Here is a 22,351-nt window from a genome sequence, read left to right on the forward strand (position 1 = left end):
TCGCCGCCGCGCCGGAACATGGTCCTCCCGATAAAGGAGACCCCATGCCATGCGTCGCACCCATCCTCCACGCCACGGCCGGAGGGACTGAACCATGCAGTCCCTGTTGCCCTTCCTGCTGTTCGCCTTCGTCGCCACCATCACCCCGGGGCCGACCAACATCCTGGCGCTCGGCCACGGCGCCCGCTTCGGCCTGCGCGCCACCCTGCCGCTGGTGCTCGGCGCCTGTCTTGGGGCGGCGCTGATCGTGCTGCTGGTGGGCCTCGGCCTGGGCGAGACGCTGCTGCGCTACCCTCGCGTGCAGCTGGCGATGAGCTGGCTGGGCGCGCTGTGGCTGAGCTGGCTGGCCTGGCAGCTGCTGCGCCACGCGGCCACGCCGCTGCAGACCGACGCGGCGGGCCAGCGCGAGCTGGGCCCGCTGGGCGCGGCGCTGCTGCAGCTGGTGAATCCCAAGGTGTGGATGATGGCGGTCGCGGTGGTCAGCGTGTTCGCCGCCGACAGCGCGGACAAGGCCCTGCGCGTAGCGCAGCTGTCGCTGATCTTCCTGCTGATGGCGCTGCCATGCATGACCGTCTGGGCCCTGCTCGGCGCCGGCAGCGCGCGGCTCCTGCAAGCGCCGGAGCGAATGCGGCGCTTCAACCAGGCGCTGGCGCTGCTGCTGTTCGCCTCCACTTGGATGGCGTTGCTGGTGTAGACCCGGACCATGCCTGGTGCGCGCGGCGCACCCTACGATGCGAGGTAGGGTGCGCCGTGCGCACCGCCACTGTGCTCAGCGCTTGGCTTCGAAGCGCTTCACCGATTCGAGCCAGGCCGGGTCGAGGCGGTTCTGCTCCACGTCCAGGCCGCGCGCCAGCATGGCCTCGCGGTGGGCATCGATCTCGCGGACCATCTGGCTGAGGTCGGCGCTGTTGCCGTCCAGCTGGTGCATCTGGCTCACGCCCAGGTGGTAGAAGCGCAGCAGCTTCATGGCGCTCTCGTCACCCGCCGCCACGCCGGCCTTCACGTGGTGCATCACGTTGGTCACGCTCATCAGGCTGCGCTTGAGCCGCCAGCCGTACACCGCCGCCGCCATGAACGGCCGCGACCACAGCTGGTAGCGCACAAGGGCGATGGTCAGGCCCAGGCCGGCCAGCACGCCGATCAGGTTCCACGTGAAGTTGTCGCCGCCGGGCGTGCCGAACAGCTGGGTGCTGGCGGTGGCGCAGAGCATGCCCAGCGCCAGGAACACGCCGGCCAGCAGGAAGGTGCTGCGGCGGGTCTGCTGGCGGTAGTGCTCGGGGCTCATGGGCTGGATGTCGAACATGGGATTCCTGCTGTCGGATGGGTCGGCGCCTCCGGGCCGGAGGCGCTGCGCGGATGCTACCCGCCCTCCGTCCGGCAGGCCAGATGCCACGCTCCGTCGACTGCCTCGCGCAACGGACCGTGCCGAATTGGCATACTCGCCGGCCACTGTCCGGGGAGTCGTCGATGAAAGGGAAATCACTGCTGGCCGCCTGCCTGATCGCCACACTGGCGGCCTTGAGCGTCGGTCTCTATCTGCTGGCGAACGACGCCAAACTGCAGGCCGACCGCTACGGGCTGCTGCGCGAGCACGACGGCCAGTTGCTGGTGCAGTTCGGCCAGCATCTGGTCTGGCTCGACCGCGAGGGCCAGGAGCAGCGCATCCTCGACCTGGGCGAGCTGGGCATCCGGGCGGAGGGCGACTTCGCGGTGTTCGCCAACGGCGACCTGCTGCTCTACCACCGCCCCGGCGAGCCGGGCCTGGCCCATGGCCTGACCAGCTGGTTGCGCCTGCAGGACCGGCATCCCAGGCCGCTGCAGGCCGGCGAAGGCTTCCGGCGCTGCAATGTGGACGGCTGCCAGCCGTTCGGCCGCGATCTGCCGGCGTTCGACGGCGCCTTCCACCTGCTGGTCGAGCCGGACACCCAGCGGGTCCATGTGGCCCACACCCGCGAATTCCGCCTGTACCTGCTCGACGAGCACGGCGAGCTGCTGGCCCGCAGCGGCATCGACGAGCTGCGCTTCCCCAACCAGCTGGTGATGCGCGGCGACCAGCTGTGGCTGGCCGACACCAATCACCACCGGCTCGCCCGGGTCAGCCGTGACCCGCAGGACTATGGCCGGGTCGAGGAGAGCCTGAACTTCCGCGTCAGCCAGCAGCACCGCTGGCCCCACCAGTTCGCCTGGGACGGCCAGGCCTGGTGGGTCAACGCCGGCGACCGCAACCTGGCCAACGGCCGGGTGGTGCGCCTGGACGACGAGGGCCGGGTCCTCGCCGAACTGTCGGCGCCCGAACTGGGCGACCCGCTGGCCATGGCCTGGTTCGCCGACAGCCTGTGGCTGGCCGACTACGAGGCCCCGCGCCTGCTGCGCTTCGACCGTGCCACGGGCGCCCTTCCCGCCGCGCAATCCGCCACCCTGACCCGGCTGGAAGCCGAGAGCCGGGCGGCCATCGAACATTGGCAGCTGCTCTCCCGCCTGGGCCTGGGCGGCTTCGTGCTGGTCATGCTGGGCGGCCTGTACGCGGCCTGGCGCCTGGAGCGCGAGGAAACCCGCGCGGCGTTCCAGGGCCTGCGGCTGCGCCCGCTCGACAAGCTGATCCAGCAACCGGCAGCGCCACTGCCGGTCGGCCAGACACTCTGGCTGGACAACCGCCTGCTGCGCTGGCGGCCCTGGATATTCCTGGTCCTGCTGCTCATCGCGGCGCTGTTCTGCAGCACCCTGCTGCTGCCACTGGCCGTCGCCGACCAGCCGCCGGCGATCACGGGACCGGTCGCGGCGATGACGGGGGGCGTGCTGTTCCTCCTGCTGCTCACCGCCTGGCTGATCGACAGCCTGTGCCGGCAGCGCGTCGGCCTGCGCGATGACGAGTTCCTGATCCAGCAAAGTGCGCGCCGGCAGGTCGTGGTGCCTGCCGAGCGGCTCGGCTACGGCGCGCAGCACCTGCTGACCGACGACGCCTGCGTGGCGCTGGGCAACGGCCTGTTCCTGTTCTTCGACCACCGCCAGGTCGAGCAGTACCTCTACCCGCGCCTCAAGCAGGCCCGCGCCCGGAACCCCTGGGCCGCCCACCTGGCCCTGTGGCGCAGCCGCCACCCGCAACTGCTGGCGGGCGTGCTGGTGATCGTCGTGGCGCTGGGCATGCTGCTGGCGCTCAGACTGCTGACGTGATCCGCCCCGCGGACATCCAGCCGAGACCAGACCCATCGGACCACCGCCTACTCGGTGACAGGCACTAGCGGGATCAGCTCGACGTTCCTGGCGCCGGGCTCGGGGGTGAAACCCAGGTCGCCGAACCGGTACCAGTCCTCGCCGAAGGTCTCGACCGGGTGCATGGTGCGGTCGGCGCCGTTGCCGCAGGCCAGCGAGGTGGCCGGGCAATACAGGTCGCACCCCCAGCAGATGCGCTCGGGATGGGGCGGATTGAGCGGGAATTTCTTGGCCATGGCGTGCCTGGTGCGGACTGCCGCGATGCCTGCAGGCTACGGCACCGGGCCAGCCACGCCTTGACCTGGGTCATCGGCGCGCCGGCTCAGTACACCTCGATGCGGTCGCGGCCCTCGGCCTTGGCCTTGTACAGCGCACGATCGGCGCGATCGAGCATGTGCTGCGGGCTCTCGTCGCCACGGAACTGGGTGATGCCGAAGCTGGCGGTCTTGCGCAGCACGGTATCGAAGTCGAACTGGCGGATGCGCGCCTGCAGGGCGAGCGCCGCGGACCGGGCCTGTTCGGCGTCGATCTCCGGCAGGATGATGAGGAACTCCTCGCCGCCCAGGCGGCCGACCTTGTCGCAGTTGCGCACGTTGTCACACAGCAGCGTGGAGAACTGGCGCAGCACACTGTCGCCCACCGCATGGCCATGGTGGTCGTTGACATGCTTGAAGTGGTCGATGTCCAGCAGGATCACCGAGAACGACGTGTCGTAGCGCTGGGCGCGGGTGATTTCATCGGCGAACAGCTGGTCGATGCGCGCGCGGTTCAACAGGCCGGTGAGGCCGTCGAGACTGGCGCTCAGGGCCAGCCGGTCCTGGTGCAGGAACATGATCTTGTGCGCCCTCTCCATCACGAACGCGCAGAGCAGACCGAAGGAGAATGCGGCGAGAATCCAGATGAAGTGCAGGCGATACGCGCCCGGCTGCAGGGCATCGACCAGGGTCAGCGCCATCAGCACCAGGGCCGAGCAGGAGGCCGTCAGCATGGCCTGGCGCAGGGTCAGGCCGGAGACGGTGAAGGTCCACATCAGGTTGAGGTAGATCTCCGGCACGAAATAGGCGAAGTCGGGGTTGCCACGGTTGAAGGCGAGGTTGGTCAGCACCGCGCTGACCGGCGCGATGCACAGCAGCGCCAGCATCCAGCGGTGCCAGGCGGGGAAGTAGCTGGCCACGCCCACCGCCAGGAGCGCCAGCGGCACCAGCACGCCGTGGGCCAGCAGGCGCAGGCCGAGGTGATCCCGGGCCACGTTCTGCTCGATGGCGGCGTAGATCAGGTACAGCACCATGGTCAGGAAGGCGACCGAGCGGATCTGCGGCAGCTTGGCCTGCCTGTACCAGCCGGCGAATTCCCGGCGCGTCGCCTCGGGCACGCCGTGCAACGGGTCGAGCGAGCGCTGCAGTTTCTCGATCAAGGTCAATCCGGGCTCCCCGCCATCTTCTCCGGATGGCTCATCTGTGTCGGCCTGATCCGCGCCGACATGAATGCAGAATGCCATCAGGCCTCGGCCTGGCTCCACTGTTTGGCCAGGCGCTTGTCGGACACTGCCATTTTCGTGCCCAGTTGCTGGGCGAACAGGGAGACGCGGTACTCCTCCAGCATCCAGCGGTACAGGGTCAGCTCCGGGTCGCGCTTGCCCTCCTGGGCGTGCTTGGCGGCGCGGGCCTGGTACTGCTCCCAGGCGGCGGTGAGTTCGCCGGTCCACACCCGGTCGCGCTGCACCTGGCCGCCAACCTTGTCCAGGCGCTGCTCGATGGCCTTGAGATAGCGCGGGACTTCCTTCAGCCACTCGCCCGGTGTCTCGCGGACGAAGCCGGGATACACCAGGTTGGCGAGCTGCTGCTTGATGTCGTTCAGCGCCATGGCCTGGGCCAGGTCGATCTTGCCCTTGAAGCGTTTCTGCAGGCCGTGGGCGAGCTTGAGGATGTCCAGCACCAGCCTGGCGATCCGCTCGGCATGGGCGGTCCAGTCGCCGCGCTTCTTCTCGGCCAGGGCGGCCAGCGCCGCACCGTCGCGCGGCAGGGCCGCCTCGCCGTCGAGCACACAGGCATCGAGGCTGGCCAGCAGGATGTCCTCGACCAGCGCCTCGGGGCGGCCCATTTCGCGGTACAGCAGGCCCAGTTCGGTGAGGCCCGGCAGCTTGCCGCGCAGGTACTTGGCGGGTTCGGCCAGTTGTTGCAGCAGCAGCTTCTGCAGGGCGCGGCGGTGCTGGAAGTCGGCCTCGGCCTGGGTCGGGAAGCGCCCTTCCTTGACCACGCCGCCCTCCTCCACCAGCGCTGGGAACACGGTCATGGAGAGGCCGGCGATCTTCTGCTGGGTCTTCTCGGCGACCTGGGCGAAGGCCCTGGCCTCCACCGGTTTCTGCTCCTGTTTCTGCTGCGGGATGGCCAGGGCGGCCTGGCTGGCCTCGGCGAAGCGCGCGGTCAGCTCGGCCAGGTCGCGGCCCTCGCCGAGGAACTTGCCGCGGGCGTCGACCACTTCCAGGTTCATCTTCAGGTGGCCGTCGAGCTGATCGGCGGCCTCTTCCCAGGCCTCGTCGGAGACGCGGGCGCCGGTCATGCGGGTCAGCTCGCGGCCGAGGGATTCGGGCAGGTTGCCCTCGCCGAAGACGATCTTGGCCAGCGCCGCGCCGACGAAATCCGGCACCGGCACGAAGTTCTTGCGGATGGCCTTGGGCAGGTTGCGCACCAGGGCCACGGCCTTGGCCTCGATCAGCCCCGGCACCAGCCACTCCAGACGCTCGGCCGGCAGCTGCGGCAGCAGCGGCGCCGGTACGCGCAGGGTCACGCCGTCGCGCGGATGATTCGGCTCGAAGTGATAGGTCAGCGGCAATTGCAGCTCGCCGAGCTGGAGGATGTCCGGGTACTGGGCGGCGGTAACCTCCTTGGCGTCGCGGGCCAGCACGTCTTCCTCGCGCATGATCAGCAACTGCGGGTTCTTCGCGCTCTCGACCTTGTACCAGCTCTCGAAGGTGGCGGCCTGGTGGATCTCCGCCGGGACGCGCGCCTCGTAGAAGGCGTACAGGGTTTCCTCGTCGGCCAGGATGTCGCGGCGGCGGGCCTTGGCCTCCAGTTCGTCGAGGCGCTCCAGCAGCTCGCGGTTGGCGGTCAGGCAGCGGGCGCGGCTGTTGATCTCGCCGCGCACCAGGCCCTCGCGGATGAACAGCTCGCGCGACGCCACCGGGTCGACCGGGCCGAAGTGCACCGGCCGGCGGCCGACCACGATCAGCCCGTACAGGGTGACCTGCTCGAAGGCCACCACCTGGCCGCGACGCTTCTCCCAGTGCGGCTCGAAGTGGTTCTTCTTGATCAGGTGGCCGGCCAGCGGCTCGATCCAGTCCGGCTCGATCTTCGCCACCATGCGGGCGAACAGCTTGGTGGTCTCCACCAGCTCGGCGGTCATCACCCAAGTCGGCTTCTTGCGGCCGATCACGCTGGACGGGTGAATCCAGAAACGCCGCTGGCGCGCGCCCAGGTAGTCGCCGTCCTCGGTCTTCTGGCCGATCTGGCTGAGCAGGCCGCTGAGGATCGCCTTGTGCACGGCGGCGTAGCCCTTGGCGCGCTGCGCCGCCTCGCCGGCCTCGGCCTGCTCGCGGACGATGACGTTGACCTTGGTGTCCCTGGTCGGCGCCGCTCCCACCCGGCGTCTGCAGCTGCAGCTCGCGGGCGATCAGCACCAGCTGGCGGTGGGCGTCCCTCCATTCGCGCAGGCGCAAATAGTTGAGGAAGTTCTTCTTGCACCAGCTGCGCAGCGGGTTGCTGCCCAGCTCCTGGCGCTTTTCCTCGAAGCCGCGCCACAGGTTGATCAGCGCGGCGAAGTCGGAGTCCACGTCCTTCCACTGGGCATGGGCCTGGTCGGCGGCCTGCTGGCGCTCCATCGGCCGTTCGCGCGGGTCCTGCACGGACAGCGCCGAGGCGACGATGAGGATTTCGTCCAGGCTGCCGAGCTTGGCCGCCTCCAGCACCATGCGTCCCAGGCGCGGGTCGATGGGCAGGCGTGCCAGCTGGCGGCCGATGGGCGTGAGCTGGCTCTCGCGGTTGACCGCCGACAGCTCCTGCAACAGGGTGAAGCCGTCGCTGATGGCCTTGCCGTCCGGCGGCTCGATGAAGGGGAAGTCCTCGATGCTGCCCAGGCGCAGGTGGAGCATCTGCAGGATCACCGCCGCCAGGTTGGTGCGGAGGATTTCCGGGTCGGTGAATTCGGGACGGCCGAGGAAGTCCTCCTCGCTATAGAGGCGGATACAGATGCCCGGCTCGACCCGGCCGCAACGGCCCTTGCGCTGGTTGGCGCTGGCCTGGGACACGGCCTCGATGGGCAGGCGCTGGACCTTGGCGCGGTAGCTGTAGCGGCTGATGCGCGCAGTGCCGCTGTCGATCACGTAGCGGATGCCCGGCACGGTCAGCGAGGTCTCAGCGACGTTGGTGGCCAGCACGATCTTGCGTCCGCTCATGGGCGCGAAGATCTTCTGCTGCTCGGCCGGGGTCAGCCGCGCGTACAGCGGCAGCACCTCGGTGAAACGCAGGTTGGCCTTGCGCAACACCTCGGCGGCCTCGCGAATCTCGCGCTCGCCGGGGAGGAACACCAGCACGTCGCCGGGGCGCTTGCCCTCGGCCTTCTCGTGCGCGGCAATCTCGTCCAGCGTGGCGAGGATGCCCTGGTCGACGGTGAGGTCGTCGAGCAGGCTCTCCCCCTCCTCGTCCACCTCGGCGGCCAGCGGGCGGTACCAGGTCTCCACCGGATAGGTGCGCCCAGACACCTCGATGATCGGCGCATCGTTGAAGTGCTTGGAGAAACGCTCCAGGTCGATGGTCGCCGAGGTGATGATCAGCTTGAGGTCGGGGCGGCGCGGCAGCAGGGTCTTCAGGTAGCCGAGCAGGAAGTCGATGTTGAGGCTGCGTTCGTGGGCCTCGTCGACGATGATGGTGTCGTACTTTTCCAGGAAGCGGTCGTGCTGGGTCTCGGCCAGCAGGATGCCGTCGGTCATCAGCTTGATCAGGCTGCGCTCGTTGGACTGGTCCTCGAAGCGCACCTGGTAGCCGACCAGCTCGCCCAGCGGCGTGCCGATCTCCTCGGCCACCCGGGTGGCGACACTACGCGCGGCCAGGCGGCGCGGCTGGGTGTGGCCGATCAGGCCGTGGGTGCCGCGGCCGATCTCCAGGCAAATCTTCGGCAACTGGGTGGTCTTGCCCGAGCCGGTCTCACCGGCGATCACCAGCACCTGGTGCTGCTCCAGCGCGGCCTTGATCTCGTCGCGCTTGGCGGCGATGGGCAGGGCGTCGTCGTAGCGGATGGTCGGGATGCTGCGCTTGCGCGCCTCGACCTTGGCCACGGACGCCTGGAAGCGTTCCAACCACTGCGCCTGCTTGGCCTCATCCCACGAAGGCGTGCCCGAATGCTTCTGCAGCTCGTGGAGCTGGCGGCGCAGGCGATGGCGGTCGGCGATCAGGGCGTGATCGATATTCTTGTGCAGGGAGGCGATGTCGGTCATCAGGCGGCGCAGGCAATCGTGGCAAAGGCGCGATTGTCGCAGATTCCGCCACCGAATAAGACGCCCGCAAGGTGCGCCGTGCGCACCGTATGGTCAGCGCGTGGCGGTCACCGGCAGGCTGCGCAGCGCCTGCGGCACGCTGCGCAGGGCCAGGTCCTGGGCCTGGATCGACGCCCAGGCGTAGCCCTGCAGGTCGCCCGGGTTGGCCTGGTCGAGCCGCGCCAGCTGCTCGGCCGAGGGCGCCGGCGGTTGCACGCCGTAGATCAGCGAATAGAACACCGAGGCGGCCAGGTAGCTGCCGGCGTAGCTCGGGTGGCTGCCGTCCTCGATGAACAGGTGCGGCTGCGGCGACACCGCCAGCGCGCGCTTCCAGGCCTGGCCGACCGGCGCCAGCAGGGCATGGGTCTCATTGGCCAGCTCGGTGTAGACGCTGTCGAGCTGGTCCTGCATGGCCGGCCTGGCCTGGCGGGCCCAGGTCAGGTAGAGAATCGGCTGGGCGCCGGCCTCGCGCGCGGCGGCGGCTACCCGGCGCACGTATTCGCGGGTCAGGTCGGGGTCATCCACCGGCATAGTGCTGAAGTCCTGGATCACCACGTAGTCCCAGTGCTGGCCGGCGATGACCTGCTGCACCTCGCCGCGTTGCCAGTGGGCCTGCAGGCTGGCGCCGCCGAAGGTCACGTCGCGCACCTGCAGCGGGCGCGGCTGGGCGGCCTCGACAGACATCCGCCGGACCATCTGCGGCAGGTCGTTATAGAAGGTGTAGCTGTTGCCCACGAACAGCACGCTGATCGGCTGGCCCGGCAGGGTCGAGCCGATCACGGGTTGCGCGGTCGGCAGATCGCCGGCCACGGCCTGGCCGACGACGGCCACTCCCAGCATCCAGGCCAGGAGGATTCGACGCATGGAAATACGCATGGAGGTCCCCCGGAAAGCGCAACGGCGCGGGTTACGGGCCCGTGCACGACCGCCGCAGGGTATGCGAATCGACCGCTGTCGCAATGCTGGCACTTGGCATTGGCGACGAGAGGTCATACCGTTCAGGAGAGATGGTGGCCGTTGACCGTGGTCAAAGTCCCATTCCCGCGACTGGGCAGAATATGGCCAAATGCCAGTCGGCTTGCGTGCAGATAGAGCGACCTATGAAAAACTGGATCCTCAACCTCTCCCTCAAATACAAGTTCTGGGCCGTCAACCTGGTGGCGTTCGTCACCACCCTGATGCTGGTGCTGTTCGCCATGCAGCAGGAGCAGTCGGGCCGCATCGACGCCGCGCGCGAGGCCGCGCAGGCCAGGGCCGCCCTGCTGGCCGCCTGGCCGGCCGGCAGCCCGCTGCCGAACGACACCGGCACGCTGCTGTTCGCCAGCGGCGCCAAGCCCGCCCTGCCCGGCGTGAGTGGCAGCGAGCGCGGCTGGGTGGAGGTGGAGCACGACGGCCTGTGGGGCGACCGGCCGGTGGTCGGCGCCTGGCTGCAGGACGTCGCCGACGGCCAGCGGGCGGCGGTGACCGTCCGCGCGCCGAGCCTGTGGCAGGTGTTCGAGGCGCGCGCCGGGGCCTACGCGGTCTGCGTGTTCGTGCTGATGCTGCTCCTGCTCGGCGCCTCGCAACTGCTGATCCGCTTCATCCTCAGCCACCTCAACCACCTCAAGGACGTGATGCTGCACGTCGAGCGCAGCGGCGACCTGTCCGCCCGCGCCAGCCTGGACAGCCGCGACGAGGTGGGCCAGATGGCCGGCGCGTTCAACGCCATGCAGGCCGGCTACCAGCGCGTGGTCGGCACCGTCGCCCAGGCCGCCGCCAGCCTCGACGAGGGCGCGCGCCGCCTGGCCGCGAGCATGGAGCAGGTGCGCGGCGGCATGCTCGGCCAGCAGAGCGAGACCGACCAGGCCGCCACCGCGATCAACGAGATGTCGACCACCGTCCACCACATCGCCCAGCACGCCGCCGACACCCGCGACCAGTCCACCGAGGCGGACCGTCTCAGCGGCGTCGGCCAGCAGGTAGTCGGCCGCGCCAGCCACGCCATCGCCGCGCTGTCCCAGGGCGTGCAGCAGACCGCCGAGATGATCCAGAAGCTGGCCGACGACAGCCGCACCATCGGCGGCATGGTCGAGACCATCCACGGCATCGCCGAGCAGACCAACCTGCTGGCGCTCAATGCCGCCATCGAGGCGGCCCGCGCCGGCGAGATGGGCCGCGGCTTCGCCGTGGTGGCCGACGAGGTGCGCAACCTGGCCAAGCGGGTGCAGGACTCCACCGACGAGATCACCCGCATGATCGGCGCCTTGCAGGCCGCCAGCCGCGACGCCGTGGAATTCATGCAGGAAAGCTCGATCAAGGCCGACCAGTGCGTGCAGGAGGCCGGCGCCGCTGGCGAGGCTCTGGGCCATATCGCGCGGGCGGTGGCGCTGATGCGCGAGAGCAACACCCAGATCGCCGTGGCCGCCGAGCAGCAGAGCCAGGTGGCCGAGGAAATGACCCGCTCGGTGGTGGGCATCCGCGACGTCACCGAGCAGACCGTGCAGCAGACACTCGCCTCGGCCAGCACCAGCGCCGAGCTGGTAGGCCTGGCCGACGACCTGGGCAAGGCGATCCGGCGCCTGAAGCTGTGACCGCCGGCTGAAACGAAAAGGCCCCGCTCATGCGGGGCTTTTTCTTGGCTATGTCCTCAATAGTTGTTGCCCCCTTGTGGGAGCGGCTTCAGCCGCGAAATTCGCGGATGAATCCGCTCCCACAAAAGCAGGATTGCGCCACCAGCACGGGGAGATAGCCTTTTTCTTGGCCGTGTACCCGTTACGTGTTGTAGCGCCCGGACTCATTCTGGGTCCCCGCCTGCGCGGGGATGACGAGGTAGGGGGGAATTTCTTCCGGAACCGTCATTCCCGCGCAGGCGGGAATCTAGGAGCAGGCAACTGCAGCGCTCGGATAAGGGGTTTGACCATCAACGCGTAGGGTGGGTCAGCCGCTTGCCGGCGTAACCAACCGGCGGTGCCGCAATCGATTGCTCTGGTGGGTTACGGCCTGTGGCCTAACCCATCCTATTGATATGGCAGGCAGGCCGTTTCCGCAGGGCAGCGGTAGCGCCTGCAACACGCAACGGGGACCTAGCCTTTTTCTTGGAGACGAGCCAGGCACGGCACCCCTAGGTAGCATCCGGCGCCTGCCCGGCGCCGCTCCCGGCCAGCGGTTCCTGCGTCTGGCAGCCGTCGTCGTTACAGGTCAGCCCTTCGACCTTGGATGCGGTGTCGACCCGCACGTCCACCGACATGCCGACCCGCAGGTGGCCGATCAGCGGCTGGCCGGCATCGAGCACAATCTTCACCGGAATCCGCTGCACCACCTTGGTGAAGTTGCCGGTGGCGTTGTCGGGCGCGACCGCGGCGAAGGTCACACCGGTGGCCGGCGCCAGACTCTGCACATGGCCGTGCAGGACCTCGTCGGGAAAGCTGTCGACGCGGATGCCGACCGCCTGCCCGGGGCGCATGCGGTCGAGCTGGGTCTCCTGGAAGTTGGCGACCACGTAGGCCTGCTCCAGCGGCACCACGGCCAGCAGCACGTCGCCGGGCTTCACATAGGCGCCGACCCTGACCGCGCGGCGCCCGACCATGCCGTCCACCGGGGCCCGCAGCCGGGTGTGCGAAAGGTCCAGCCGGGCCCTTTCCAGATTGGCCTGGGCGCTCTGCAGCGCGGCCTCCGCGGCGTCGCGCCGGGCGGCGAGGATGGCGGTCTGCTTCTGCGTGGCCAGCAGGCCGGCACGGTTCTCCCGCTGCTTGGCCCGCGCTCGGTCATAACGGCTCTGCGCCTGCTGCGAGTTCTGCACGGTGCCGGCGCCACGCCCGACCAGGCGCTCGTAGCGCTCGCGTTCGCGCTCGGCGAACAGCACCTGCGCCTGGTCCGCCTGCAGAGTCGCCTGGGCTTGGTCGATCAGCGCCTGCTGGCGCTCCAGGGTAGCCTGGGCGTTGGCCAGCTCGGCCCTGGCGCTGGCCACCTGGGCCCGGGCGCCGTCCAGTGCCGCGCGGTAATCACGGTCGTCGATGCGCGCCAGCACCTCGCCGGCGCGGACCCGCTGGTTGTCCTGCACCAGCACCTCGTCGATGAAGCCCGACACCTTCGGCGCCACCAGGGTGTAGTCGGCGCTGACGAAGGCATCGTTGGTGCTCTGCTCGTGACGGTCGGCCAGCAGGAAATACCAGCCGCCCCAGGCCGCCAGGCCGGCGAGCAGCGCCAGGCCCGGAAGCAGAACAGGGTTGGAGGGGCGGATAGTGGAATCGCTCATGACGGTCTCCGGCTCAGGTCGCGGCGCGCGACGGGTAGATGCGCGTCGGCACGAAGGGAATGATCAGAATCAGCACGACGGCCAGCAGCGCCGTGCACAGGTAGAGGTCCGACGAAGTCAGCACCAGGGCCTGCTGGTGCAGGCGCGCGGCCAGGCGGCTGCCGTCCTCGATCAGCGGCGAATTGCCGAGGCGGTCGACCAGGCGGGTCGAGTGGAAATGCAGGCGCGCGGTGGTCAGCGCATCCAGCACGGCGCCGGCGAGGATCGCGGCGAAGCCCTTGACCGAGTTGAACCAGGCCGAGGCGAAGGGCCCCTGCGCCGGCACGATGCTGCCGGTCGACAACATCAGCAGCGGCAGTACCGCCATCGGCTGGCCGAAGATCTGCAGCGCCTGCACCAGGTAGAAGTCGTCGCGAATCCAGGCCGAGGTGATCCGCGAGCCCAGCACGCAGGACAGCGCCAGCAGCGCCAGGCCGGTCGCCAGCACCCAGCGGCAGTCCACCCGGCGCAGGTTGCACAGCGCCGCCACCAGCGGCAGCGCCAGCAGTTGCGGCAGGGCCACCACCAGCAGCACCGGCGAGGTCTGCAGCGGCCGGTAGCCCTGCACCTGAGCCAGGTAGCCGGACGGGATCAGGCTCGACGCCAGCAGCACGAACAGCACGCCGCCGAGGGCGAACAGGGCGAAGCTGAGGTTGCGCAGCTTGAGCAGCTGCAGCTTGAAGAACGGCAGCGGGTGCCGCCATTCGTTGATCAGGAACAGCACCAGCAGCGCGCTGCCACCGCCGAGCAGCACACGGATCAGCGGCGAGGCGAACCAGTCCAGGCGCTCGCCCTGGACCAGCCCGATCACCAGCATGCCGATCGCCGGAAAGCCGAGCAGCAGCCCCAGCCAGTCGAACTGGGCGAAGCGCTCCAGGCGCAGCGGGTCCTGCGGCAGGCCCCAGGCGACGGCCGCCATGGCCAGCAGGCCGCTGGGAATGATCTGCCAGAACGCCCACTGCCAGCCGACGTGCTCGACCCAGAACGCCGCCAGCGGCGTACCCAGGCTGGGGCCGAAGGTGGCGGTCAGCGCGTAGCTGGCCAGGCCGTAGAGCTTGATGTTGGCGGGCAGGAAGCGCAGCGCCACCGTCATCAGCATCGGCGGCAGCGCACCGCCGGCCAGGCCCTGGAGCATGCGCAGCAGCATCAGGGTGCGCTCGTTGGGGGCAAACGGGCTGAGCAGGCCAAGCACCATGAAGGCGGCGATGGCGCAGAGGGTGAAACGGCGCAGCGACAGGGTCACCGAGAACCACGGGGCGAAGGCCATGGCGCAAACCGAGGGCGCGGCGTACAGGGCGATCAGCCAGCTGCCTTCGTCATGACCGATGCCCATGGCCCCGCGAATGTCGGCCAGGGCGACCTTGGTGACATTCTCGTTGAAGCCCGCCACCATCACCGCCAGCAGCACGCCCAGCAGGCCGATGACGATGCGCGGGCCGAACGCCACGACCGGCGGCGCGGCCACGGGCGCCGCAGCCGGCATGCCCTGGGCGGCGAGCGCGGCGCTCATCGGGCACGAGCCCTGGCGAAGGAAGAAACGAACGGCGACATGCGACGAGCCCGAACGATGGGAGTGGGCGAAGTCTATGGGTCGCCGGCAATGCCGAAAATTGCAATCTTCAAAATTAATACATGCATGAAACGCACGAATTTCAACTAGCCGCGCAAGCCCTCTTCGCAGCACTGCTTGATCAGGCCACGCAGCCAACGGTGACCGACATCGTTATCGAAGCGCGGGTGCCAGGACTGGCGCACCGGCACCCGCTCCAGCGGCAGCGGAATCTCGAAACGGCGCAGCGGCAGGCCGAGGCGCTGGCAGGTGGTGGCGACTAGATCGGGCACCGGCAGGATCAGGTCGGACTCCATCAGCGCCAGCACGGCGGAGAAGAAGCTCGGCGAGATCAGCACCACGCGCCGGGTCAGGTCCAGCTCGGCCAGGCGCTGGTCGATGGGCCCGCGCGCAAGGCCGCGCCGGGAAATGCTGATCTGGTCGAAACGGGCGAAATGCTCGGGGGTGATCGGTGCGTCGAAGATCGGATGATCGGCCCGCGCCAGGCCGACGAACCCCGACTCGAACAGGCTCTGGGACTTGATCTCCGGCGTCAGGGTACGGGAGGCGCCGACGATCAGGTCGATGCGCCCCTCGCGCATGGCCTCGTCGTCGCCGTCGATCTCCGGCACGAAGCGCAGCACCACGTTGGGCGCCTGCTGATGCAGGCGCTCCACCAGCTGTCCGCCGTAGCAGACCATGAAGATGTCGTTGGTGCGCACGTTGAACTGGCGCTGCAGCGTCGGCAGGTCGATCTCCGAGGAGCGGAACAGCCCGGCGGCCTGCTCGACCACGCCACGCACCTGCTCGCGCAACTCCAGCGCCCGCGGCGTGGGCACCAGGCCGCGACCGGCGCGCACCAGGATCGGGTCACCGACCGCCTCGCGGATACGCGCCAGGGTACGGCTCATGGCCGGCGCGCTGAGGTGCATGCGCCGCGCGGCACCCACCACGCTGCCCTCGTCGAGCAGGATGTCCAGGGCCACCAGCAGGTTCAGATCCGGCAGTTGCATGCAGCGCACTCTCCATCGGCAACGATTGCAGTGGGCGCACTGTATAAGCCCCGGTGGATCGCGTCGATGTGCGGCCATCTCGCCGGGACAAGGCCGTGGCGGGTCGACCAGGAGACAACGCTCCGTAACCCGTGTCTCTCCGCGTGGAGAAGGGGTCATAAGCCAGCGGAGTACGGAGCTGCCTCGGCGAATCGGGGATCGATCACAACCTCGGCATGTTCTTGGTCACGCAGTGGATGCCGCCGCCACCGCCGGCAATCGGGTCGATATTCACCTGGACCACTGTCCGCCCCGGATAGAGTTGGGTCAGCAGGTCCTTGCAATACTTGTCCGCCGCCGCGTCGCCGAACTGCGGGGCGATCACCGCGCCGTTGATCGGCAGGTAGTTGATGTAGCCGGGGGCGAAGTCCGGGTTGTTGCGGGTGTAGACGTTGTTGCGCTTCTTCAGGGGCGGCGGCAGGGTGTGCACCACCAGCTTGCGGCCGTCGGCGTCGGTGGCCGCCTTGAGGATGTTCAGGTGGGTGCGGGTCACCGCGTAGTCGTAGGACTTGGGGTCGTTGTCCAGGTTGGCGATGACCACACCCGGTTTGACGAAACGCGCGTAGAAGTCGACGTGGGCGTCGGTGATGTCCTTGCCCTTGATGCCGGGCAGCCAGATGATCTTGCGCAGGCCGAGGTTGGCCTTCAGTTCGGCCTCGATCTGCGCCTTGCTCATGCCCGGGTTGCGGTTGCTGTTGACCCAGCAGCTCTCGGTCATTATCGCCGTGCCGTGGCCGTCCACCTCGATGCCTCCGCCCTCGCCCACCAGCTGGCTGGCGATGTAGCTGGCGTCCAGCTCGTAGCTCAGGGTGTCGGCCACCTGGGTGTCGTTGCTGGCGCGCTGCTTGCCGCCCCAACCGTTGAAGTTGAAGTCGACCAGGCCACGGCCGCCCTGGCCGTCGACCACGAAGCAGCCGCCGTAGTCGCGCACCCAGACGTCATCCAGCGGCATGGTGAGGAACTTGATGTTGCTGGTGCCGCACTTCTGCTTGGCCTGGGTCAGCTGGTTGGAACGGCACAGCACGGTCACCGGCTGGTACTTGGCGATGGTCTTGGCCAGTAGGGCGATGCAGTCGTTGACCGGCGTGGCCCAGTCGTCCCAGATTGCCGCGGAGGCGGCGAAGGCGAGGATCACCCGCTCCTGCGGGGCATGCTCGTCGGGCATGTACCAGTTGCCGGCCAGGGCCGCGCGCACCCGCGGCGCGCCGATGCCCAGCCCCAGGGAAGCGACGGCGCCGATGCTGGCGGCCATCGTCAAGTGTTTCATGAAATCGCGACGCGTAGACATGGTGTGTCCCTCTTCTCGTTGGGGGTTGTGCTGCGCCATCAATGGCTTGCTGCTCCCTGGCGAGACGGATGGGCCGGCGGCCCATGGCCGGCTCAAAAATTCTTGTTGGCGCCCAGCACCAGGGTCGCCGAGCACACGTCGTCGAAGCCCATGTAGTTGGCGCATTCGCTGTCGCCGAGATCGGTGTCGACGTAGCTGGCCGACCAGTTCAGGCCGAACAGTTCCTTGCTCAGCTTGAGCTGCCACTCGCGGTAGCTGCTGCGGGTATCGCCGCTGCCGTCTAGCAGCAGCGGGTCCTTGAGGTCGACGTTGCCGTAGCGCAGGTCCAGGGCCACCTCGGCCGGCAGCAGGGTCTCGTAGCCGACGTAGCTGTACAGGTAGCTCTGGTCGCCGCCGAGGTTGTCCGAGTAATAGGCGCCGAGCTTGGCGCCGTAGGCGGTGAGCTGGCTGAAATACTCGCCGTAGTTGAGCGCGCTCTGCCGCGGGTATTCGTACTGGAAGTAGGCGGTGTCGAGGCTGATGTCGTCGCTGATCTGCCAGTTGTAGCCGGCGTAGTAGTCGATCTCCTGGCGCGTCTTGCTGCCCAGGCCGAAGTCGACGTTGGAGCTCCACACCCCGGCGTACAGGCCGCTGCTGTGGCTCAAGGTCGCCGAGCCCTGCAGCGCCGGGTCGTTCTGCGTCTGCGAGATGCCGCGGGTGCGGTAGTCGCTGTAGACGCCGGCATCCAGGTACAGGGCGAAGTCGTCGCTCAGCTCGATGGCCTGGCTCAGCCCCCAGGGGGCGAGCAGTGCGAGGGCCAGGGCGGCCTTGGGGTACGACATGGTGAGGCTCCTTTCTTGTTGTTGTGGGCATGGCTTCGCCGTGCCGCGCCGTTGGACGCGGCAACAGGCGCTGGTGGGACCTAGTGAGCGGTGGTCTTGAAGGTGGTCCAGGCGCGCATGCGCGCGCGCATCGAACGCTGCGGGATGTCCTTGCCGGGAATCAGCCGCGCGTAGGTGGCCTCATCGACGTAGATGTCCGGGTTGTTGCGCATGTCGGCGTCGACCATCGGTCGGGCCTTGGCACTGGAGGTCGGGTAGCCGGTGAAGTTGCTGATGGCCGCCATGTTCTCCGGGCGCATGACGAAGTTGATGAAGGCGTAGGCGTACTCCGGATGCCGGGCGTCCACCGGGATGGCCATGGTATCCATCCACACCGTGGTGCCCTCGCGCGGGATGTGGAAACGGAAGTCCGCCGGCCTGCCGGCATCGCTGGCGGCGCGCTGGGCCTGGGTGACGTCGCCGCTGTAGCCGAGCGACAGGCACAGGTTGCCGTTGACCAGGTCGGTGACCGGCTGCGACTGGAACTTGCGGATGTACGGCTTGATCGCCACCAGCAGCTCGGTGGCGGCCTTAAGGTCATCGGGCTCGGCGCTGCGCGGCGAGCGGCCGAGGTAGTTGAGCACCACGGCCATGACCTCGTCCGGCGAGTCGATCATGGAGATGCCGCAGTCGGCGAACTTGGCCGCGTTCTCCGGCTTGAACAGCAGGTCCAGGCTGTTCACCGGCGCGTCACTCATGCGCTTGCCGACCATCTCGGCGTTGTAGGTGATGCCGATGCTGCCCCAGGTATAAGGCACGGTAGCGTGCCGCGAGTACGGGTACTGGGTCTGCAGGCCGCGCAGGCCGGGCTCGATATCGGCCAGGTGCTGCAGCTTCTCGGGGTCGAGCTTCTGCAACGCGCCGGCACGCATCAGCCGCTCGGCCACGGTGTCGCCGGGGAAGATCAGGTCGTAGCCGCTGCGGCCGGACATCATCTTGGCCTCCAGCGTCTCGCTGCCTTCCATGACGTCGTAGATCACCCTGATGCCGGTCTCCCTGGTGAAGCTGGCGAGGGTGTCCTCGGCGAAGTAGTCGGCCCAGTTGTACAGGCGCAGGGTCTTGTCTTCGGCGACCGAAGCCTGGGCGCAGCACAGCGTCAGGGCGGCGAACAGCAGCGTGCTCTTGGTCTTCATGGTCAGGCTCCCCGAGGGTTCCAGTGGCTGTGCAGGTGGCGGCCATCCAGGCCCAGCAGCGCTCCGTACATCTCCGGGCGGCGGTCGCGGTAGATGCCCCAGGTCATGCGGTCCTCGCGCATGGCGGCGAGGTCCAGCTCGCGCACCAGCACGCCGCTGGTGTCGCGGTCGGCCTCGGCGAGCAGCTTGCCCTTGTGGTCGGTGATGAAGGACGAGCCGTAGAAGCTCATCTGCAGGCCCGGATCGGTGGTCGCCACCTCGCGACCGACGCGGTTGGCGGCGATCACCGGGACGATGTTGGCGGCGGCGTGGCCGCGCTGGGTCAGTTGCCAGTGATCGCGCGAATCGAATGCCGCAGTCCCCGACGTGGCGACGCCCGGCTCTGAGCCGATGGCGGTCGGATAGAGCAGTACCTCGGCGCCCTGCAGGGCCAGGCAGCGCGCGGTTTCGGGGAACCACTGGTCCCAGCAGATGCCGACACCGATGCGGCCGACGGCGGTATCCCAGACGCGGAAGCCGGTGTCGCCGGGGCTGAAGTATTCCTTTTCCTGGTAGCCGATGGCGTTGGGGATATGCGTCTTGCGGTACACGCCGAGCAGGCGGCCATCGGCATCGGCCACGGCCAGGGAGTTGAAGTAGGCGTTGCCGGCCTTCTCGAACCAGCTCAGCGGCAGGACCACGCCCAGCTCGCCGGCCAACGCGGCGAAGCGCTTGAGCAGCGGGCTGTGCTCGTATTCCTCGGCCAGAGCCAGGTGCTTGTGGTGCTGCTCGATGCAGAAGTACGGCGTGGCAAACAGCTCCTGCAGCAGGATCAGTCGCGCGCCGCGGGCGGCGGCGTCGCGCACCAGTTGCTCGGCGCGGTCGAGGTTCTGCTTGAGGTCCCAGCTGCAGGCGAACTGGGTGGTGGCGACAGTCAGTCTGCTCATGCTCTCACCCCTTCAGCGGCCAGCGCGGCTGCTGCTGGGTGATGCAATGCACCCCGCCACCGCCGTGGGCCAGCTGGTTGATGCGTACCGGCACCACCTCGCGGCCGGGGAAGGCCATGCGCAGGGTGTCCGCGGCCACCTGGTCGGCGGCGATGCCGTAGGCCGGCATGATGATGGCGCCGTTGCAGATGTAGAAGTTGGTGTAGGAGGCGCAGAACACCTCCGCCTCGGTGTCCACCGCGTCGGTCGCCTCGTACAGCTCCAGCAGCTCCAGCTTGCGGCCCTTGGCGTCGGTAGCCAGCTCCAGGGCGCGGCGGTTCTCGCGCACCACCTCGGCGTACACCGAGCCGTGGTCATGGGTGGCGTCCACCAGCAGCGCGCCGGGCTTGGCGAAGGCGCACACGCCATCGACGTGGCCATCGGTCATATCGCCAGTCACATAGTCCGGATCGCCCGGCAGCCAGATAGTCTTCTTCACGCCCAGCAGGCGGGCGAAGATTTCTTCCATCTCGGCCTTGCTCATGCCCGGGTTGCGGTTGGGGTTGAGCAGCACCGACTCGGTGGTGATCAACGTGCCCTCGCCGTCCACGTGGATGGCGCCGCCTTCGTTGCTCAGCGGCGTACCGAAGCATTCCAGGCCCAGGCCGTTGAGGATGCGCCGCGCCAGGCCCTCGTCGAGGCCGTGCTCGGACTTGCCGCCCCAGGCGTTGAAGCGCCAGCTGACGCCGGCCAGGCCCAGCTGCGGGTGGCAAACGAAGCTCGGGCCGGAGTCGCGGCACCAGCTGTCGTCCACCGCCAGTTCGATCAGTTCGACACCTTTGCCGCACAGTTCGCGAGCGCGAAACGCCGCCGACGGGTCGACCACCATCTTCACCGGCTCGAAGCGGGCGATGGCGTTGGCGACGCGGGCGAAGTCGATCTGCACCTCTTCCAGGGTCACGCCCCAGCCGGACTCCCACAGCGGCTGATTGTGCGGCCAGACCATCCAGGTGGCGGCGTGCGGGGCCCATTCGGCGGGCATGAACCAAGCGTTCGGAGTTGCTGCGTGCTGTTGCATACAAGTGCCTTTCAGTTAAGTCTTTGTTATCACTGAAAACCGCGAATGCGGTGATGGCTTGCATGCTAGGCCTGTAAAAAAGGCGCAACAAACGATAGATTTTGCGCAATCCTGATTAGCTGGACTTATCAATCATGCTCAAGCACTGGCCTCCCCTGAACGCCCTACGCGGCTTCGAAGCCGCTGCCCGCCTGGGCAGTTTCCACAAGGCGGCAGAGGAGCTTCACCTCACCCAGTCGGCCATCAGCCAGCAGATCCGCAGCCTGGAAGGCTTCCTCGAACAGCCGCTGTTCTTCCGCAACGGTCGCAGCGTGGCGCTGACCGACGCCGGCTTCGACCTGCTCAGCACCACCCAGGCGCTGCTGCAGCAACTGGCCGTGGGCATCCGCCGCCTGGAGCAGTACCGCAAGCCCAACCAACTGGTGGTCAACACCACGCCGGCCTTCGCCCGCCACTGGCTGGTGCCGCAACTGGGCGACTTCCATCGCCACCATCCGGACGTCGACCTGTGGCTGTTCACCAGCGACGAGGTGCCGGACATGGCCACCCAGACCATCGACATCGCCGTGCGCGACGACCTCACCGCCCAGGCCGAATGCAGCTTCCGCGTGCTGCTGGAAGACCGTCTCTATCCCGCCTGCCACCCCAGCCTGCTGGCGCTGCCTGCGGGCGAACGCACCACCCTGCACGGCGAGCGCGAGATGGACTGGGCCCACTGGCAGGTACAGGGCGGCGCCGATATCGGCCAACACAGCCAGGGCCTGAACTTCTCCGACCCCGGCCTGCTGCTGGATGCCGCCAGCCAGGGCCTGGGCATCGCCCTGGTCAGCGAGCTGCTGGCCGCCACCGCCTGCGCCCAGCAACTGCTTCAGCCGCTCAGCGAACAGCGGGTACGCGGCCCCCGCTGGAGCTGGCTGGTGCACCGCGACAGCGAGAACGACCCACTCACCCGCCAGTTCTGCGCCTGGCTGGAACAGCGACTGAGCCCCGGTACCGGCACCTGAAACCACGCGCCAGCCGTTATGATCGCGGCAGCCCTCAACGACTCAACCCGACACGGAGCAGTCATGCCCTTCATCACCACCCGAACCGTTCTGTTCGGCGACTGCGACCCGGCAGGGATCGTCTACACGCCACGCATCGCCTACTTCGTCATCGAGGCGATCCACGAATTCCTCTCCCACCGCCTCGGCGGCGAGGGCCTGCGCAAGGTGTTCGCCATGGGCATCCTGCCGCCAGCGCGGGCGCTGTCGATCGAGTTCCTCTCGCCCATGACTTGGGACGAGGTGATCGACATCGAGGTGCGCAGCGAAGCGCCCGGCGCCACCTCGTTCAGCTTCGCCGTAGAGGGTCGCCAGGCCTCGGGCGAGGTGACCTTCCGCGCCTCGATGACCCAGGTGTGCATCAGTCCCGAGAGCCGGCAGCCGATCGCCCTTCCCGACGCCCTGCGCCAGGCGCTGACCGGCGACTGAGCGA

At 68.4% G+C, this 22,351-nt stretch carries 17 protein-coding genes and 1 pseudogene; 5 read left to right on the top strand and 13 right to left on the bottom strand.

All coding sequences use genetic code 11. The features are described from left to right. Positions 1-94: 94 nt before the first annotated feature. The gene (locus N5D30_RS06085) at positions 95-694 is read left to right on the top strand and encodes a LysE family translocator (RefSeq protein WP_279908169.1); all 600 of its coding nucleotides are present in this window, start codon (positions 95-97) and stop codon (positions 692-694) included. Positions 695-769: 75 nt separating this feature from the next. On the opposite strand, the gene N5D30_RS06090 is transcribed toward N5D30_RS06085, so the two are convergent. After that, complete coding sequence (locus N5D30_RS06090) at positions 770-1,303, bottom strand: DUF3087 domain-containing protein (RefSeq protein ID WP_279908170.1); 534 nt, start codon at positions 1,301-1,303, stop codon at positions 770-772. Positions 1,304-1,467: 164 nt separating this feature from the next. Between N5D30_RS06090 and N5D30_RS06095 the strand changes: the two genes are divergently transcribed. After that, on the top strand, positions 1,468-3,171 hold the full coding sequence (locus tag N5D30_RS06095) for a hypothetical protein (protein ID WP_279908171.1): 1,704 nt from the start codon (positions 1,468-1,470) through the stop codon (positions 3,169-3,171). Positions 3,172-3,218: 47 nt separating this feature from the next. On the opposite strand, the gene N5D30_RS06100 is transcribed toward N5D30_RS06095, so the two are convergent. The 4 genes and pseudogenes from N5D30_RS06100 to N5D30_RS06115 form a co-directional block, all read right to left on the bottom strand. Continuing rightward, a complete protein-coding gene (locus N5D30_RS06100) occupies positions 3,219-3,446 on the bottom strand; it encodes a DUF3079 domain-containing protein (protein ID WP_279908172.1) in 228 nt (75 codons plus the stop codon). Positions 3,447-3,532: 86 nt separating this feature from the next. After that, complete coding sequence (locus N5D30_RS06105; RefSeq protein WP_279908173.1) at positions 3,533-4,624, bottom strand: GGDEF domain-containing protein; 1,092 nt, start codon at positions 4,622-4,624, stop codon at positions 3,533-3,535. Between the two features lie 83 nt (positions 4,625-4,707). Then, positions 4,708-8,698: pseudogene (gene hrpA / locus N5D30_RS06110) on the bottom strand (ATP-dependent RNA helicase HrpA). A 93-nt stretch (positions 8,699-8,791) separates the two neighbouring features. Next, positions 8,792-9,601: an SGNH/GDSL hydrolase family protein gene (locus N5D30_RS06115; RefSeq protein WP_279908174.1), complete on the bottom strand. Its 810-nt coding sequence runs from the start codon at positions 9,599-9,601 to the stop codon at positions 8,792-8,794. 236 nt (positions 9,602-9,837) lie between these two features. Between N5D30_RS06115 and N5D30_RS06120 the strand changes: the two genes are divergently transcribed. Further along, a complete protein-coding gene (locus tag N5D30_RS06120; RefSeq protein ID WP_279908175.1) occupies positions 9,838-11,307 on the top strand; it encodes a methyl-accepting chemotaxis protein in 1,470 nt (489 codons plus the stop codon). A 530-nt stretch (positions 11,308-11,837) separates the two neighbouring features. Here the strand turns inward: N5D30_RS06120 and N5D30_RS06125 are convergent. The 8 genes from N5D30_RS06125 to N5D30_RS06160 all read right to left on the bottom strand — a co-directional run bounded on the left by N5D30_RS06125 (position 11,838) and on the right by N5D30_RS06160 (position 20,875). After that, the gene (locus tag N5D30_RS06125; protein WP_279908176.1) at positions 11,838-12,971 is read right to left on the bottom strand and encodes an HlyD family secretion protein; all 1,134 of its coding nucleotides are present in this window, start codon (positions 12,969-12,971) and stop codon (positions 11,838-11,840) included. A 13-nt stretch (positions 12,972-12,984) separates the two neighbouring features. After that, positions 12,985-14,493: an MFS transporter gene (locus N5D30_RS06130; protein WP_279908272.1), complete on the bottom strand. Its 1,509-nt coding sequence runs from the start codon at positions 14,491-14,493 to the stop codon at positions 12,985-12,987. A 173-nt stretch (positions 14,494-14,666) separates the two neighbouring features. Then, positions 14,667-15,572 carry a LysR family transcriptional regulator gene (locus N5D30_RS06135; protein ID WP_279908177.1) on the bottom strand — a complete coding sequence of 302 codons (906 nt, stop codon included), beginning with the start codon at positions 15,570-15,572 and terminating at the stop codon, positions 14,667-14,669. 202 nt (positions 15,573-15,774) lie between these two features. Next, the gene (locus N5D30_RS06140; RefSeq protein ID WP_279908178.1) at positions 15,775-16,899 is read right to left on the bottom strand and encodes an agmatine deiminase family protein; all 1,125 of its coding nucleotides are present in this window, start codon (positions 16,897-16,899) and stop codon (positions 15,775-15,777) included. Between the two features lie 92 nt (positions 16,900-16,991). Then, positions 16,992-17,720 (bottom strand): TorF family putative porin, encoded by a 729-nt coding sequence (locus tag N5D30_RS06145; RefSeq protein WP_279903622.1) that lies wholly within the window; start codon positions 17,718-17,720, stop codon positions 16,992-16,994. Between the two features lie 80 nt (positions 17,721-17,800). Beyond that, entirely contained in the window at positions 17,801-18,892 is a 1,092-nt protein-coding gene (locus N5D30_RS06150) for an extracellular solute-binding protein (protein WP_279903620.1), read from the bottom strand. A gap of 2 nt (positions 18,893-18,894) precedes the next feature. Continuing rightward, a complete protein-coding gene (aguB, locus tag N5D30_RS06155) occupies positions 18,895-19,818 on the bottom strand; it encodes an N-carbamoylputrescine amidase (protein ID WP_279908179.1) in 924 nt (307 codons plus the stop codon). A 4-nt stretch (positions 19,819-19,822) separates the two neighbouring features. Continuing rightward, positions 19,823-20,875, bottom strand: coding sequence for an agmatine deiminase family protein (locus N5D30_RS06160; protein ID WP_279908180.1), 1,053 nt, complete (start codon positions 20,873-20,875; stop codon positions 19,823-19,825). A gap of 134 nt (positions 20,876-21,009) precedes the next feature. Between N5D30_RS06160 and N5D30_RS06165 the strand changes: the two genes are divergently transcribed. After that, entirely contained in the window at positions 21,010-21,879 is an 870-nt protein-coding gene (locus tag N5D30_RS06165) for a LysR substrate-binding domain-containing protein (RefSeq protein WP_279908182.1), read from the top strand. 63 nt (positions 21,880-21,942) lie between these two features. Continuing rightward, positions 21,943-22,347 carry a thioesterase family protein gene (locus N5D30_RS06170; RefSeq protein WP_279908183.1) on the top strand — a complete coding sequence of 135 codons (405 nt, stop codon included), beginning with the start codon at positions 21,943-21,945 and terminating at the stop codon, positions 22,345-22,347. Positions 22,348-22,351 lie beyond the last annotated feature (4 nt).

The sequence above is a fragment of the Pseudomonas sp. GD03875 genome, assembly GCF_029840585.1.
GTDB lineage: Bacteria > Pseudomonadota > Gammaproteobacteria > Pseudomonadales > Pseudomonadaceae > Aquipseudomonas > Aquipseudomonas paralcaligenes.